This is a genomic window from Longimycelium tulufanense, assembly GCF_014645795.1.
Lineage (GTDB): Bacteria > Actinomycetota > Actinomycetes > Mycobacteriales > Pseudonocardiaceae > Longimycelium > Longimycelium tulufanense.
The window spans coordinates 53,120-68,700 of the sequence record NZ_BMMK01000004.1 but is presented as its reverse complement, the minus strand read 5'-3'; the positions used below and the strand labels follow the sequence as shown (position 1 = coordinate 68,700).

14 protein-coding genes are annotated in these 15,581 nt (G+C 70.8%); 4 read left to right on the top strand and 10 right to left on the bottom strand.

The annotated features are described in order from the left end of the window. Positions 1 to 56: 56 nt before the first annotated feature. The 3 genes from IEY55_RS06490 to IEY55_RS06480 all read right to left on the bottom strand — a co-directional run bounded on the left by IEY55_RS06490 (position 57) and on the right by IEY55_RS06480 (position 2,094). Positions 57 to 563: a carboxypeptidase regulatory-like domain-containing protein gene (locus tag IEY55_RS06490; RefSeq protein WP_373289971.1), complete on the bottom strand. Its 507-nt coding sequence runs from the start codon at positions 561 to 563 to the stop codon at positions 57 to 59. Then, positions 512 to 1,114 (bottom strand): RNA polymerase sigma factor, encoded by a 603-nt coding sequence (locus IEY55_RS06485; protein ID WP_189055326.1) that lies wholly within the window; start codon positions 1,112 to 1,114, stop codon positions 512 to 514. Before IEY55_RS06485 ends, IEY55_RS06490 begins: the two co-directional genes overlap by 52 nt. A gap of 341 nt (positions 1,115 to 1,455) precedes the next feature. Further along, complete coding sequence (locus IEY55_RS06480; RefSeq protein ID WP_189054979.1) at positions 1,456 to 2,094, bottom strand: hypothetical protein; 639 nt, start codon at positions 2,092 to 2,094, stop codon at positions 1,456 to 1,458. A gap of 503 nt (positions 2,095 to 2,597) precedes the next feature. Here IEY55_RS06480 and IEY55_RS06475 point away from each other — a divergent pair. The 3 genes from IEY55_RS06475 to IEY55_RS06465 all read left to right on the top strand — a co-directional run bounded on the left by IEY55_RS06475 (position 2,598) and on the right by IEY55_RS06465 (position 6,461). Beyond that, positions 2,598 to 3,299, top strand: coding sequence for a copper homeostasis protein CutC (locus IEY55_RS06475; RefSeq protein ID WP_189054977.1), 702 nt, complete (start codon positions 2,598 to 2,600; stop codon positions 3,297 to 3,299). An 11-nt stretch (positions 3,300 to 3,310) separates the two neighbouring features. Then, complete coding sequence (locus IEY55_RS06470) at positions 3,311 to 3,967, top strand: O-methyltransferase (RefSeq protein WP_189054975.1); 657 nt, start codon at positions 3,311 to 3,313, stop codon at positions 3,965 to 3,967. A 583-nt stretch (positions 3,968 to 4,550) separates the two neighbouring features. Further along, on the top strand, positions 4,551 to 6,461 hold the full coding sequence (locus tag IEY55_RS06465) for a glycoside hydrolase family 84 protein (protein ID WP_229686121.1): 1,911 nt from the start codon (positions 4,551 to 4,553) through the stop codon (positions 6,459 to 6,461). A gap of 90 nt (positions 6,462 to 6,551) precedes the next feature. On the opposite strand, the gene IEY55_RS06460 is transcribed toward IEY55_RS06465, so the two are convergent. The 3 genes from IEY55_RS06460 to IEY55_RS06450 form a co-directional block, all read right to left on the bottom strand. After that, on the bottom strand, positions 6,552 to 6,842 hold the full coding sequence (locus tag IEY55_RS06460) for a PspC domain-containing protein (protein ID WP_373289970.1): 291 nt from the start codon (positions 6,840 to 6,842) through the stop codon (positions 6,552 to 6,554). 95 nt (positions 6,843 to 6,937) lie between these two features. Continuing rightward, on the bottom strand, positions 6,938 to 8,599 hold the full coding sequence (locus IEY55_RS06455; protein WP_189054971.1) for a DNA repair helicase XPB: 1,662 nt from the start codon (positions 8,597 to 8,599) through the stop codon (positions 6,938 to 6,940). A gap of 245 nt (positions 8,600 to 8,844) precedes the next feature. Then, positions 8,845 to 9,069 (bottom strand): hypothetical protein, encoded by a 225-nt coding sequence (locus IEY55_RS06450; protein WP_189054969.1) that lies wholly within the window; start codon positions 9,067 to 9,069, stop codon positions 8,845 to 8,847. A gap of 121 nt (positions 9,070 to 9,190) precedes the next feature. On the opposite strand from IEY55_RS06450, the gene IEY55_RS06445 reads away from it, so the two are divergent. After that, a complete protein-coding gene (locus IEY55_RS06445) occupies positions 9,191 to 11,977 on the top strand; it encodes an FAD-binding and (Fe-S)-binding domain-containing protein (RefSeq protein ID WP_229686120.1) in 2,787 nt (928 codons plus the stop codon). 95 nt (positions 11,978 to 12,072) lie between these two features. On the opposite strand, the gene IEY55_RS06440 is transcribed toward IEY55_RS06445, so the two are convergent. From IEY55_RS06440 to IEY55_RS06425, 4 genes are read right to left on the bottom strand one after another with little or no spacing between them, the layout of a single operon-like run. Continuing rightward, positions 12,073 to 12,891, bottom strand: coding sequence for an ABC transporter ATP-binding protein (locus tag IEY55_RS06440; RefSeq protein ID WP_189054966.1), 819 nt, complete (start codon positions 12,889 to 12,891; stop codon positions 12,073 to 12,075). Position 12,892: 1 nt separating this feature from the next. Further along, positions 12,893 to 13,699, bottom strand: a complete 807-nt coding sequence (locus IEY55_RS06435) for an ABC transporter permease (RefSeq protein WP_229686119.1) — start codon at positions 13,697 to 13,699, stop codon at positions 12,893 to 12,895. Then, positions 13,696 to 14,466, bottom strand: a complete 771-nt coding sequence (locus IEY55_RS06430) for an ABC transporter permease (RefSeq protein ID WP_189054962.1) — start codon at positions 14,464 to 14,466, stop codon at positions 13,696 to 13,698. Before IEY55_RS06430 ends, IEY55_RS06435 begins: the two co-directional genes overlap by 4 nt. After that, on the bottom strand, positions 14,466 to 15,491 hold the full coding sequence (locus tag IEY55_RS06425) for an ABC transporter substrate-binding protein (protein ID WP_189054960.1): 1,026 nt from the start codon (positions 15,489 to 15,491) through the stop codon (positions 14,466 to 14,468). Before IEY55_RS06425 ends, IEY55_RS06430 begins: the two co-directional genes overlap by 1 nt. Positions 15,492 to 15,581: the final 90 nt, after the last annotated feature.

Sequence of the window (15,581 nt, the reverse complement as noted above, 5' to 3'; positions counted from 1 at the left end):
GCGTCCGCGCCGCCGGCGCGGCGGGAATGGCGTTGTAGCGTCGAACTTTCAGCCGGTCACAGGACCAGCGTCGGTGTCACAACCGTGCGTGCGGACCTCCCGTTCTCGGCGAGATGGACCAGGATCTGCGTGACTCCCCGCGGTACCTCCGGCAGCGCGAAGCGGCCGTTGGAGTCCGCGGTCGTCGTGTTGGAACCGTGGCCGTCGATCCGGACCTCCACGGCGTGCGGGCCGGGCGGGGCCAGCCAGCCGTCGATCCGGTAGCCACGCGGGGTGCGCAGGAAGCTGACCATCACCGTGAGGTCGTCCACCGTGAAGGTCACCGAGCCGGGCTCGGCGCTACTGCGCACGCCGGCCAGCTCGGAGTGGCGCTCCCACCGCGCCACCTCGACGTCCAGGTACTCCAGGTCGATGGCGAACCGAACCCGGTCGAGCAGGTCGGCCGGGACCGGGTCCACCCGCTCCAGCACCCGGTCGAGCCGCGCGAGCAGCTCGTCGTCGCTGGTCGAGTTCACCGTGTTCCTCCTTCCGCGCCCAGCAGGGCGCGCAGGGTCTCCAGGCATCGGCCGCGGGTCGGGCCGATGCTGCCCCGGGGCATCCCCAACGCCTCGGCCACGGCCTGGTACCGGGCGCGTCCGGCCACCACCGTCAACCGCAGCAGCTCCTGGCACCGCGGGGGCAGCCGGCGGAACGCCGACCACAGCCGGCGGTCCCGGTCGCCCCGCAACGCCTCGGCCTCGGGTTGCCCGTCCGTCGTGGGCACCTGATCGAGCACCTCGGTCGGCAACGGGCTGGTCGGGCTCCGCTCGGCCGAGCGGACCCGCACCGCCTCCCGCCGCGCGGTGGTGATCAGCCATGCGGCCAGGGCACGGGGTTGGTCCAGCCGGTCGAGGTTGCGCAGCAACGCCAACCACACCGTCTGCACCACGTCCTCGGCGGCCGGGCGCTCCACGCCCTGTCCCCGCACCACGTGCCACACCAGCGGCGTCAGCTCGTCGACCAGGACGTGCAGCGCGTCCCGGTTGCCGTTGCGGGCGGCGTCCAGGCACACCGCGTGCCGGGCCGGGCCGTCCAGTCCTTCCCAGGGCGGGTCGTCCGTCGTCGACAGGCTCATCTCCCTCACCTGATCTCCTTTCGCCGCATCCCCGGCCGCGGGCGGCCGGTACCGGGCCGATCCGGCGACGCCCGGCAACCCGGGCCGGGGCCGCGGGGCGCCGTGACCCCGGCCGACCCGCACGGCCGGCCCCGGCCGGCGTCTTGGGCGCCGGCCGGGCCACGGCCCGCGGGACGTGCCAGCTCCGACGCCGGTGGCGCCGGGCGGCTCCCCGCCCCTCGGCAAGCTCCCGGCAGCCGTCGGTGCCGCGGCCGGCCGCCCGGTTCGCGAGGGTGGTCCGTCCCGCCCGTACGGCGGGAGCGGACATCAGCTCTGGACAGTGGTCACCTCACCTCCGTTCGTTACCGATCACCACCGTCGTCGGTGGACCTGCCCGCCGACCTGCTTGCGGCACCCTGGAAAGCCAGGGACCCCGGTGCCGGGCCGGAGGGTTCGGTCGCACCCGAGGTGTCGGTCGGGCCACCCGGGGAGATCGGGGCGGCCAGACCCTGGGTCGCGGCCAGCGGCCGCGCCCGCTCGTTGTCGTCGTGTTGCGTGTCCTCGCCCTCGTGCTGCGTGGCGGGCGCCGCGTCGCCCTGTCCCCGCGGAGTGCCGGGGTGCTGGTGCAGGGGAGCGACCAGGCCCTGTGTTGCCGCCAACGGTCCGGAGGGTCCGATCGCGTGGAGCGGTTCGGACGGCTCGGTCGCACCGAGCGGTTCCGAGGGCTCCGTTGCGCCGGCGAGCGGTTGGGACGGCTCGGTCGCGCCGGAGACCTGACGCTCCTGGCCCGCCCCCGAAGGCTCGGTGGCACCGCGGATGGGCTGGATGTCGGTCCGGTCCGGCTCCGGTCCGGACCGCTCGCTCGCACCGGTGACCCCCAGGATGGCGTCGTCGAGGTACACCGGCACCGGTTGTTGCGTCGGCTGTTTGTCTCGCTCTGGGTGGCCCTCCACACGAGGTGCGGAGCGTCGCTGGTCCCCCAGGTGGTCGGTCTGATCCACAGCGTGCTCCCATCGGAGTGAGATCGGGCCCCGGGGCGAGGCCCGCTCGCCTGACATGAGGCGGGGCGAGGCCGGGTGATACCTGCTCCCCCCACTTCGGGTGAGACGAATCACAGTGCGGCCCGGTTTCCCGGTCACTCCGGTGCCGAAGCTTCACTCGATCAGCGCAAGATCGGGTGGCTGTGACGGGATGGTCCGATGATCTGGTCACGGTGCGCCGGCAAGGGTCATGGAACGGTGTCCCGGCGCCGTGGACCGCGGTGCGGCCGCCCCTTGCGCGGGCGGCCCCGCCCCGGCCGGGCCTTTCCGACCGGCGGGGCGCTCGTCGGGCATGCGTCGCTCCCTTCGCGGACAACGTCGGGCACCACGCAGGAGCCGGCGCCGGCGGGCCGGGATACCACCGTCATCCCGACGGCGCAGCCGATTCGCTCGGCCGGCGGCAGGGGCGACCACGCGCCGTGCTGGCTGGCCGCGTTCCCCGTCCGGACCGTATGGTCTAGACCATGTCGTGGGACGCGGGCAGACCGCTGCTGGAGGTCATCGCGCTGGACGCGGCGGACGCCCGCGCCGCCTCCGCCGGTGGGGCGGACCGGATCGAGCTGGTCGCGGACATGGCGGCGGACGGCCTGAGCCCGGCGGTGGCCACGGCGCGGGAGGTGCTCGCCGTCACCGACCTCCCGGTCCGGGTGATGTTGCGGGACGCCGCGGGCTTCGCCCCGCGCGACCTGGCCGGTCTGCGTCGCACCGCTGCCGCGCTGCGTGCCGCGGGCGTGCGGGAGTTCGTGCTCGGATTCCTCGACGCCGGCGGGGGTGTCGACGCCGTCGCGTGCGAGGAGGTGCTGGCCGAGCTGGACGGCTGCCGATGGACGTTCCACCGCGCCCTGGATCACGCCGACGACCCCGAGAACGCCTGGCACGCGGTGTCCCGTCTCGGTTGTGACACGGTGCTCGCCGCCGGCAGCCCACAGGGGGTGACGCACGGGATGGCCGTGCTGGCCCGCCTCGCCGCGCGCCAGGCCGGCGACGGTGTCGAGCTGATGGTCGGTGGCGGCCTGCGCACCGAACACGTGGCCCCGCTCCGAGCGGCCGGGGTGCGGTCGTTCCACGTCGGCAGCCTGGTGCGTTCCGCAGGATGGTCGAGTCCGGTCGACCCGGCCCGCGTGGCGGAGTTCCGCGCACTCCTCACCGACAGCGTTCCGGCGTAGCGTCTGGGCCTGTGAGCAAAGAGAGCGTCGGTATCGACCCCAAGCTGCACGAGTACCTGGTCGCGCACGGTGTCTCGCGGGACGACGTGCTCCGCGACCTGGAGGCGGAGACCGCCCGCCTCCTGCCGGACCTGGTCGAGATGCAGATCGCGCCGGAACAGGGCGCCTTCATGACGTTGCTGGCCCGGCTCCTCGGGGTCCGCTCCGCGGTCGAGGTCGGCACCTTCACCGGCTACTCGTCGGTGTGCGTGGCACGTGGCCTGGCCGAGGGCGGCAGGCTGCTGTGTTGCGACGTGAGCGAGGAGTTCACCGCCGTCGCGCGCCGCTACTGGGAACGTGCCGGTGTGGCCGACCGGATCGAGTTGCGGATCGCGCCAGCCGTGCGGACCCTGCGGGCGCTGCCGGCCGAGCCCACCATCGACCTGTCCTTCATCGACGCCGACAAGGAAAGCTACATCGACTACTGGGAGGAGCTGGTCCCCCGCACCCGCCCGGGCGGGGTGATCCTGGTGGACAACGTCCTCTTCCACGGCGAGGTGCTGAACCGCGGGGAATCCGAGCTCGGGAAGGCGGTCCACGCGTTCAACGAGCACGCCCGGGCTGACGACCGCGTCGAGCTGGTCATGCTGCCGATCGCGGACGGCCTCACGCTGGCCCGTAAGCGTTAGAGGGTCGGGAAGGTCCTGGCCGGATCGGCAGATCCGGTCGCTCGTGGCCTCCTCGGCGGTACCACCCCGCGACGCCCCACGCGTCCACGGCTGGTGCTGCGCCGTCCAGACACTTTCCAGGTAGATAGCTGATCCGTCGCCTTGGGCGGTGCCGGGCTCGAAGCACGTTCCGGCACCGCCCTTCGCTGTGCCACGTGCGCCTGACGCGGCAACGCCGCCACCAACACGACCGCACTGATCTGTTCCAGGACTCGCGCCACCGGACACCCCTCTCCGTAGACGTCATCGTTGCCGCAACGGATTGGCGCGTCGTGGTTTCCGTGTGGTTTCCGTGAGGTGGTCGTCGCCGCGAGAGAGCCCGCCGCTGTCGTATCGCCAGCCTCTCTCCCGTCCAGGTCGAGGTAGATGGTGGCCACGGACCGACCGGAGTAGCTCACAACCGGGCGGTGCTGACGTCACCTGATCGCCGGTTGTGGGGAGATGGTCCAGACCAAGAGGTTGAGGGTGTGCAGCGCCGCCGGGGCACGTGCCCCGCGTCGAGAGGGGAACGCACATGTGCCGGAGGTTCCGCCACCCACACCGGATGTTCGTGCTCGCCCTGTTCCTTGCCCTGGTCGCGGCCCTGGTGTGGCCACTCGGGCGCGGTGACGCCGCGCCCACTACTACCGGAGTGCCCTCGATAACCCCGACCCCGCAACAAGTCCAGCGGATCGGTCGAGACGTGCGAATACCCGAGCACGTCGTTGTCGTGGTGGACAGGGCCGTTGATCAACCGACCCGTGACCTCGTCGTTCGTGTGTTCCAGGGGGCTGGTGCGCGTCACGTCACGGTGGTCGAACCGGGGGCTCGGTCCGAGCGTGGCGTGCTTGTGGTCCGAGTAGGAATTCTTTCCGCTGTGGCGCCTCACCTTCGCGCCTTCGGCGTTGAACCGCCCACTGCGCTCCCGCCCGAGGGATACGTCCTGGCTGCCACACCACACGGCGTCCTGCTGGGCGGGGTGGACGGTGACGGCGTCTACTACGCGGCACAGACGTTGCGCCAGCTGGTGAGTGGGCGGTGGATCGCCGGCGTTGGCATCGTCGACTACCCGCTGATGCGATTACGCGGTGCGATCGAGGGCTTCTACGGCAGCCCCTGGACGCACGGCGAGCGCATGGACCAGTTGGCGTTCTACGGCGACGTCAAGATGAATACCTACGTCTACGCGCCCAAGGATGACCCGTACCACCGCGAGAAGTGGCGTGAACCGTACCCGCCGGAGAAGCTGCGCCAGCTTGGCGAGCTGGTTCGCCAGGCGCAGGACCACCACGTGCGGTTCACCTTCGCACTCTCACCCGGGTTGTCCATATGCTATTCCAACCCGGCGGATTTCGACGCGCTCGTCGCGAAGCTGCGGGCCCTCTACGACCTGGGCGTGCGCAGCTTCTCCCTCCCTCTCGACGATATCGAGTACCGGCGGTGGAACTGCCCCGGTGATGCCGTCCGCTATGGGCCGCCCGGGCCGGGCAGCGCGGGACAGGCGCAGGTCGACCTGCTGAACCGCGTGCAGCACGAGTTCCTCGACCGGAAGGAGGGCGGCAGGCCGCTGCAGATGGTGCCCACCGAGTACTCCGATGTCGGGGAAACCCCCTACAAGAAGGCGATTCGTGAGCAGCTCGACTCGCGTGTCGAGGTGATGTGGACCGGGACCGAGGTGGTGCCGCCGGCGATCACGGTTGAGCAGGCCAAGGCGGCGGCGACCGTTTGGGGCCGCAAGGTGTTCGTGTGGGACAACTACCCGGTAAATGATTTTCGCGCCACCACGGGACGGCTCCTGCTCGCCCCGTACGACAAACGTGAGCCGGGGCTGCACGACCAGCTTTCCGGAATCGTGCTCAATCCGATGAACCAAGCAGCGGCGAGCAAGGTCGCGTTGTTCGGCGGCGCCGACTTCACGTGGAACGACACCGCATACGACGCGCGGCGCACACACCGGGCCGCGGCGAACTATCTTGCGGGCGCGGACCCGCGGGTCGCCGAGGCGCTGCTGGCGTTCTTCGACGTCGAGCACCTCGCGCCCACCGGAGACGGGCGACCGTGGCAGCCCCAGGCGCCGGAGCTGGCACGCCGGATCGCGGAGTTCCGCACCGCATGGGCTGGCGGGGAGCGGAAACAGGCGATTGACACCCTGCGTCCCTACGCCGAGCTGCTGGCCGCCGCGCCGGAACGCATCCGATCCGGTGTGGTGGACAAGGCTTTCCGCGAGGACTGTGCGCCCTGGTTGGACGCGCTGGCGTTGTGGGGCCGGGCGTTCACCCTGTCCCTGGACGGATTGCGGGCCCGGCTCGACGGCGACGAGGCACTGGCCGAGCAGCGGTTCCGCCACTCCGCCAAGCTCGCCGGCGAGGCGTCCCGGATCTGGGTCATCCCGGGGGAGACCCGGCCGGAAGGCCCGGTGAAGGTAGCCGACGGCGTGCTCGACGTGTTCCTCGCGGAGGTGCCGAACCTGCGCTGACGAACCCGCGGTGGACCCGGTTGCCGCACGCCCGAACGTCCCGGCCCTGACATGTCAGCGCGGTGTCGATCGGGTCCACGCGGTGCCCGGTCAGTCCTCCTCGGGCACCAGCACCCAGCACACCAGGTAGAGCACGGCACCCGTGCCGAACCCGAGCAGGGTGGCGGCGACGAGCAGGATCCGCACCAGCGCGGCGTCGATGCCGAACAGCTTCGCGGCGCCACCGCAGACGCCGCCCAGCATGCGGTCGGTCCTGCTGCGGCGGAACGTGCGCACACCGGCCTTGTCCATGCCTTCACGGAGCATGTTGCCGGCCTGGGTGACCTTCTCGTTCGCGGTCCTGGCCGCGTTCTCGGCTGTCTTGGCTGTGTTCTCGAACATGTCCCCAGCGTCCCCCGGCACCGGCCGTGCCGGCATCCGGAATCACCCCGGTTGCGACCCTGATCCCGCCCCGGGCGGTGCGGGCGTGGCCGGGTTCAGCTGATCTCCGGCAGTGCGGGGCCGAACAGGTCGTCGGCGTCCATGATCCGGTAGGCGTAGCCCTGCTCGGCCAGGAAACGCTGCCGGTGGGCGGCGTAGTCGGTGTCGAGCGTGTCGCGGGCCACCACCGAGTAGAAGTGCGCCTGCCGGCCGTCGCCCTTGGGCCGCAACAGCCGGCCCAGCCGCTGCGCCTCCTCCTGGCGGGAGCCGAACGTGCCCGAGACCTGCACCGCCACCGACGCCTCCGGGAGGTCGATGGAGAAGTTGGCGACCTTGGAGACCACGAGCGTGCGCAGCTCGCCGCGGCGGAAGGCGTCGAACAACGCCTCGCGCTCCTTGTTCTTGGTCGAACCCTGTACGACCGGGGCGTCCAGCGCGGCGCCCAGCTCGTCCAGCTGCTCCAGGTAGGCGCCGATGACCAGGGCCGGCTCGTCCGGGTGCCGGTCGAGGATGGCGCGGACCACGGGCAGCTTCGTCCGCGCCGTGGAGCACACCTTGTAGCGCTCGTCCGGGTCGGAGGTGGCGTACTCGAGGCGTTCGGTGTCGGTGAGGGTGACCCGGACCTCGACGCACTCGGCCGGCGCGATCCAGCCCTGGGCCTCGATGTCGCGCCACGGGGCGTCGTAGCGCTTCGGGCCGATCAGGGAGAAGACGTCGCCCTCCCGGCCGTCCTCGCGCACCAGGGTGGCGGTCAGCCCGAGGCGGCGCCGGGACTGCAGGTCGGCGGTCATCCGGAACACCGGGGCGGGCAGCAGGTGCACCTCGTCGTAGACGATCAGGCCCCAGTCCCGGGAGTCGAACAGCTCCAGGTGCCGGTACTCGCCCTTGGACCTGCGCGTGATGACCTGGTAGGTGGCGATCGTGACCGGCCGGATCTCCTTCTTCTCGCCGGAGTACTCGCCGATCTCGTCCTCGGTGAGCGAGGTGCGGGCCACCAGCTCCCGCTTCCACTGCCGGCCGGCCACGGTGTTGGTGACCAGGATCAGCGTGGTGGCCTGTGCCCGGGCCATCGCGGCGGCGCCGACCAGGGTCTTGCCCGCGCCGCAGGGAAGCACGACCACGCCGGAGCCGCCGTCCCAGAACGCGTCGGCCGCCATCTGCTGGTAGTCGCGCAGCTGCCAGCCGTTCTCGGCCAGGGCGATCGAGTGGCGCTCGCCGTCGACGTAGCCGGCGAGGTCCTCGGCGGGCCAGCCGGCCTTGAGCAACGCCTGCTTGAGCCGGCCGCGCTCGCTGGGGTGCACCACGACTGTGTCGTCGTCGATGCGCGCGCCCAGCATCGGGTTGATCTTCCTGTTGCGCAGGACCTCTTCCAGCACCGCCCGGTCCAGCGAGGACAACACCAGGCCGTGGGCCGGATGGTTCATCAGCTGGAGCCGGCCGAACCGGCCCATGGTGTCGACGACGTCGACCAGCAGCGGCTGCGGTACGGGGTAGCGGGAGAAGCGGACCAGCGCGTCCACGACTTGTTCGGCGTCGTGGCCCGCGGCCCGCGCGTTCCACAGCGCCAGTGGCGTCACCCGGTACGTGTGCACGTGCTCCGGGGCACGCTCCAGCTCCGCGAAGGGCGCGATGGCGGTGCGGGCCTCGTCGGCCAGCCCGTGGTCGACCTCCAGCAGCAGGGTCTTGTCGCTCTGGACGATCAGGGGTCCCTCGGTCACGTGTCCTCGCTCCTCGACCTGATGACGCCTGGGCGGTCCCTCCAGTGTTCCATCGGCGGCAAAGTGATCACTGCCGGTAACGATCCGTGCGGATGCAACCATCGCCCGGCCCGTCCTGCGCGCCGCACCGTGGCGTTCCCAGCGCTCGGGTGACCGAGCACACACCGCTGACGAGTGACTTCTTCCGATGATGTTGAGGAGACTCAAACATCCGTGCCTCGGAGCGCGGTGGATCCCGCTTCGCTTCACCGCTCGCCGCGCGCGGCCTCGCGTGCGGCAGCTTCGGCGGCCATCCACTCGGGGTCGTTGATACCGAGGGCGTCGGTTGTCTTCCTGTGGTCCTCCCAGAACTCGCGGGCGAGCCGTTCGCGGGCGGCCTGCGCGATCCAGGCGGAGATGTCGTCATTCGCGGCGGCGCGGACCTGCGCCGCAAGGTCGTCATCGAGCATGATCGACAACTGCTCGGCCATCGCTGGAACGTTGTCGCCGGCGTTACCGCCCGCCCTATCGGGCGAGGGGGCGTCGCGGGCCTCGGTGAAGATCGTTCCCTGCCCCACTGCCCGGGCCGCGGGTCTGGGGCAGGCTGGGTGCGTGCGATCCGATCGGCTGGAGCGGGACCTGCGCGCGGCGCTGCGCGGCGAGGCGGACTTCTCCACCCGCCGCCGCGCCGAGTTCTCGGCGGATGCCTCCAACTACCGGCGGGTGCCGCTGGGCGTGGTGTTCCCCGCCGACGTCGAGGACGTTGTCACCGCGATGCGGGTCTGCCGCGACCACGACGTCCCGGTGACCTCCCGTGGCGGCGGGACCAGCATCGCCGGCAACGCCATCGGCAACGGCGTCGTCCTCGACCTGTCCCGGCACGTCAACCGCGTGCTCTCCATCGACCCCGAGGCCCGCACGGCCGTCGTCGAGCCCGGGGTCGTCCTCGACGACCTCAACCGCGCCGCCGCCCGGCACGGCCTGCGCTTCGCCCCCGACCCCTCGACGCACAGCCGCTGCACGATCGGCGGGATGATCGGCAACGACGCCTGCGGCTCGCACTCCGTCGCCTGGGGCCGTACCAGCGACAACGTCCTCGCCCTCGACGTCCTCCGCTACGACGGACAACGCCTGACCGCCGCCCCGGGCCCGCTGCCGGAACCCCTGGACAACCTGGTCCACGCCCACCTCGCCGAGATCCGCACCGAGCTCGGTCGCTTCCGTCGCCAGGTCTCCGGCTACGCCCTGCACCGCCTCCTTCCGGAGAACGGCCGTGACCTCGCCAAGGCACTGGTCGGCACCGAAGGGACCTGCGCGCTGGTCCTCGGGGCGAGGCTGCAACTGGTCCCGGTACCCGCGGCGACCCAACTGGTCGTCGCCGGCTATCCCGACCCGATCGCCGCGGCCGCCGCCGTGCCCGCCCTCATCGCCCTCGAACCGCTGACCTGCGAAGGCATGAACGACAAGCTCCTGGAGGTGCTGCGCGCCCGCCGCCCCGCGGCGGTGCCTACCGACGCCCTGCCCGACGGCGCCGCCTGGCTGCTGCTCGAGGTCGGCAAGGACGGCGCCCCGGACGGCCACGCGGTGGCGGCCGCCGCCCGCGACACCGGAGCCGTCGACGTGCGGGTGGTGACCGACCCCGCCGACCGGCGGGCAATCTGGCGCGTCCGGGAGGACGGCGCGGGCCTGGGGACCCGGGCCGCCGACGGGGGAGAGGCGTGGCCGGGTTGGGAGGACGCCGCCGTGCCCCCGGACCGCCTGGCCGACTACCTGCGTGACTTCGACGCGCTGATGTCCGAGATGGGCCGGCACGGCCTGGTCTACGGCCACTTCGGCGAAGGCTGTCTCCACGTGCGCATCGACTTCGACCTGCTGACCACCCCCGGCCGTCACCAGTTCCGGGAGTTCATGGAGCGAGCTGCCGACCTCGTGGTGACCCACGGCGGCTCGCTGTCCGGCGAGCACGGCGACGGACAGGCCCGCTCGGAACTGCTGCCCCGCATGTACGGGGAGCGGATCCAGCACGCCTTCGCCGCCTTCAAGTACCACTGGGACCCGGGCGACCGGATGAACCCGGGCATCCTGGTTCACCCCCGTCCGCTCGACGCCGACCTCCGGATCCACCCCACGCCCAAACCACGCACCCAACTCGCGTTCCGCCACGACAACGGCGATCTCGGCAGCGCGGTACGTCGCTGCGTCGGCGTCGGCCGCTGCCGTTCGGAGCGCGGCGGCGTGATGTGCCCCAGCTATCGGGCAACCCACGACGAGAAGGACTCCACCCGGGGCCGGGCCCGGGTGCTCGGTGAGATGTTGCGCGGCGACCTGGTCACCACCGGATGGCGTTCACCAGAGGCGCGAGAGGCACTTGATCTTTGTCTGGCCTGCAAGGGATGCCTCGTCGACTGTCCGGTCAATGTGGATGTTGCGTCCTACAAGTCCGAGTTCCTGTACCACCACTACCGCTGGCGCCCACGCCCGCTCAGCCACTATTCGATGGGCTGGCTTCCACTGTGGGCGGCAATCGCGACCCGAATGCCGCGAATGGCCAACTCGGCGATGAGGTCGCCCATCGCGTCGCTCATCAAGCGGGCCGGCGGGATCGCGCGCGACCGCGAGCTACCCAGCTTCGCCCCACAGTCCTTCCACCGTTGGTGGTCGGTGCGCCCCACCAAGAACGACTCCGAACGCCGGGCGGTGCTGTGGGTCGACACCTTCACCAACGCGTTCCTGCCCGAAGTCGGACAGGCAGCCGTGGAAGTGTTGGAAGCAGCGGGTTTCCGTGTCGTCGTGCCACCCGGAGTCCAATGCTGCGGCCTGACCTGGCTGACCACAGGGCAGCTGGGAATGGCACGACGAGCCGCCACCCGCACCGTCGCCGCCGTCTCCCCGCTGCTCACCGACGGAGTGCCCGTGGTTGGCCTGGAGCCAAGCTGCGCAACCCTGCTGCGGACCGACCTGCTGGAGCTCCTCCCGGGAGACGAACGCGCCGCAAAGGTCGCCGAAGCAACACTTTCCCTGGGCGAGCTGGTAACGCGGGAAAACCCCGACCTCACCGCAGGATCCGGACACGTCCTGCTCCAGCAACACTGTCACCAACGTGTCACCACGAGCGTTGCCGTCGATGCCGATCTGTTGCGCAGCAGCGGTTTCCGAGTCGACCCGCTCGACACCGGATGTTGCGGACTCGCTGGAACATTCGGGTTCGAACACGACCACTACGACGTTTCGGTCAAGGTGGCCGAACACGCCCTGCTGCCCGCACTCCGCGAGTCGCCTGACGCACTCGTCGTCGCCGACGGCTTCAGCTGCCGCACCCAGGTCGAACAACTCGCCGGACGACGCGTCGCCCACTCCGCCGAGCTCCTCCGCGACGCCATAGCGAACCGGACCCAATGACGCGTGTGCCGTTCCCGATCAGCACGACCGGGAACGGCACACGCGATTCAGCAACCTGTCGGCACGGCCGCGACGGTAAGGCCCTTCACCCGCCCTTACTCGCCGACGACAGCCCCGGCCCTTTCCCGAGCCGGCGCGGCCACCTCGGCCGGCGGGCTGTGCAGCAGGCGGGCCACCTCGGCACGCATCGCCACGAACCGCTCCGACTCCCGGGTCGTGATCTGGTCGCGTTCGGCCGGCAGGTCCACCGTCAGGTCCGCCACGACCCGGGCCGGCGACTTCGACAGCACCAGCACCCGGTCACCCAGGTACACGCTCTCGTCGATGTCGTGGGTGACCAGCAGCACCGTGGTGTCCTGCTCGCGGCGCACCCGCAGCAGCAGGTCCTCCAGCTCGAACCGGGTCTGCGCGTCCACCGACGCGAACGGCTCGTCCATCAGCAGCAGCGCCGGCCGGTAGGCCAACGCGCGGGCGATCGCCACCCGCTGCTGCATGCCGCCGGAGAGCTGCCACGGGTACTTCCCGGCCGCGCCGGTCAGCCCCACCTGCTCCAGCGCCTGTCGCGCGCGCTCCCGTCGCTCGGCCCTGCCGAGCGCTCGACGCAGCGGGAACTCCACGTTGCGCTGCACCGAAAGCCACGGGAACAGCGAGCGGCTGTAGTCCTGGAACACCACGGCGAGGTCGGCGGGCACGCCGGACACCAGGTTGCCGTGCAACCGCACCTGGCCGGTGGTCGGGCGGAGCAGGCCGGAGACCGAGCGCAGCAACGTGGACTTACCGCAGCCGGACGGTCCCACGATGCACACCAGCTCCCCGGACCCGACGGTGAACGAGAGCCCGTCGATCGCGGTGTACACACCGTCCTTGGCGGCGTAGCGGTGACCGAGGTCGGTCACCTCGAGCATGGTCGGCACGTCATCCTCCAGTCGCCTGGGCGTGGTTGCCCACCGGCTGCCAGGCCAGGGCCCGGCGCTCCACGGCGAGCAGCAGTGTGTTGAACACGTATCCGAGCACCCCGAGCAGCACGATGCCCGACCACATCGCGGGTAGCTCGAACTGCCGTTGCGCGTAGATCATCTGGTAGCCGATGCCGTTGGTGGTGCCCACCAGCTCGGAGATCACCATCAGGATCAACGCCAGCGACAGGCTCACCCGCAGCCCGGCGAAGATCTTCGGCAACGCCGACGGCAGCACCACACCGAACAGCCACTGCGGACCCTGGATGCGGAAGGCGCGCGCGGTGTCCACCTTGACCTTGTCGACCGCCCGCACACCGTCCACGGTGTTCAGCACGATCGGCCACACCGTGCCGAACACGATGGTCGCGAGCTGCATGGGTGTGCCGAGACTGAACAGCACCAGGAACACCGGCACCAGGGTGGGCGGCGGAATCGCCCGGCCGAACGCCAACAGCGGGCCCACGAAGTCCATCGCCACCGCGGACCGGCCGAGCAGCACCCCCAATGCCACCCCGACCACCGTCGCACCGGCCCAGCCGCCCAGCATCCGGCCGATGCTGGGGAAGACGTGGTCGAACACGTCGTCGGTGAGGAACAGCCGGGACGCCGGACCGGACAGCCACTGCTGGTACATCGCCCGCGCGATCTGGCTGGGCGGTGGGAAGAACGGGGCCCGGGCGGCACGGGTGGCCAGCTCCCACACCGCCACCAGACCGGCGAACACCAGCCACTGTTGCAGGAAACGCGTTGTCCGGGCGGTCACTGCGGCACCTCCCCGGTGGTCGCGCTCCACGCGAACAGCTTGCGTTGCAGGCCCTCGAAACCGGCGTTGACCAGGTAACCGAGCACGCCGGCAACGAGGGTGCCGGCGAACACCAGGTCCATGCGCCCGCTGCCGCTGCTCGCCTCCAGGATGAACTTGCCGATGCCGGCGCCGGCGCCGGCGAGCAGCTCCACGCTCACCACGAGGATGAGCGCGATCGAGGCCGACAACCGGATCCCGGTGGCCACGAACGGGGCGGCGTTGGGCAACACCACCCGGGCCAGCACCTGGCCGCGGTTCAGGCCGAACGAGCGGGCGGTGTCCACCAGCAACGGGTCGACCTCGTCCATCGCGTAGATGGTGTTGAACAGGATCGGCCACACCGCGGCGTAGACCGCCAGGAAGATCTTGGTGTCCGGCCCCATGCCGAACACCACGATCGCCAGCGGGATCAACGCCACGGACGGGATCGGACGCAGGAACTCGACGACGGCGCGAGTCCCGTGCCGCAGCACCGGAACGCTGCCCAGCAGCAGGCCCAGCGGTACCGCGACCGCGACCGCGATGCCGAGCGCGATCGCCCACGCCAGCACGGTCGCGACCACGTCGAGCACGAAGGATTGGTCGCCGAGCAGCTCGACGAGCCGGGTCAGCACGACGGAGGTCGGGGGCAGGTATCCCTCTGGGGCCAGCCCGGACCGGCCGACCACCTCGCCGAGGGCGAGGAGGCCGGCCAGCCCGAGCAGGCCGCGAACGGCTCGCCGCATCAGTTCTGCGGGAGGTGCAGGAGCAACGGCTTGACGTCGAGGCGACTGTTGACCACCCCGAAGGTCTTCATCAGGTCGGCGACCCGCTGCAGCCGGGTGGCCTCCAGCGTGGTCGGGAAGGTGCCCAGGTGCACCAGCGGGGCGATCTCCGCGCTGATGCCGGCGTAGTCGACCAGCAGGTTCTCCACCTTCTTGCGGTCGGCGGAGCACTCCCCCTGGGCCTTCTTCATGGCGCGTTGGAACGCCGCCACGGTCCTGGGGTTCTGCTCGGCGAACTTCTTCGTCGCCACGTAACCGGCGATCGGCAGGTCGGCGGTCGGGCCCTGCATGGAGTCCAGCACCGGGAGCGCGCCGAACTTGTTCTGCGCGAGCGTGGCGAACGGCTCGATCACCGAGGCGGCGTCGACGTTCTTGTTCTGCAGGTTCGCCGGCATGTCCGGGAACGGCATGGTCGCGAACTTGATGCTGTCGGTGTCGACGTTGTTGGCCTGCAGCACCGACTTCAGCGTCAGCTCGTTGACGTTGCCGGTGGTGTTGACCGCGACCGTCTTGCCCTTGAGGTCGGCCGGGCCCTTGATACCGGAGTCGGGCCGGGCCAGCACCATGAACATGCCGGGCTTGGCCTGGTAGCCATCGGACACCACGCGCAGGTCGAGGGTGCCCTTGGCCTGCGCGGCGAAGAACGAGATCCAGTTACCGAAGGCGATGTCCAGGCTGCCGCTGGCCAGCCCGGGCACCGCGTCGGCGCCACCCTGGATGGTCCGCAGCTCGACGTCGAGGCCCTCGTCCTTGAAGTAGCCCTCCTTGAGGGCGAGGTGCACCGGGGCCACGTCGATGGCCTTGGTGATCAGGCCAACGGTGATCTTGGCCTTCTCGACCTTGTCGTTGCCGCCGTCGGCGCCGTTCGAGCCGCCGAGCAGACTGCAACCGGAGACGGTGATGGCGAGCAGGGCAGCCGAGGTGACGGCCAGTGCCCTGCGCAGGTAGCGGGTTCGGCGGCCGGGGAAGCCGTCGCGTCGAGCCATTCTTCAGCACTCCCTGGGGGATGGGATCGAGCACTGTTTTTCGCGGGTAACCGAATTACTAAAAGTCACTACTTGTCACTTCAAGTAACC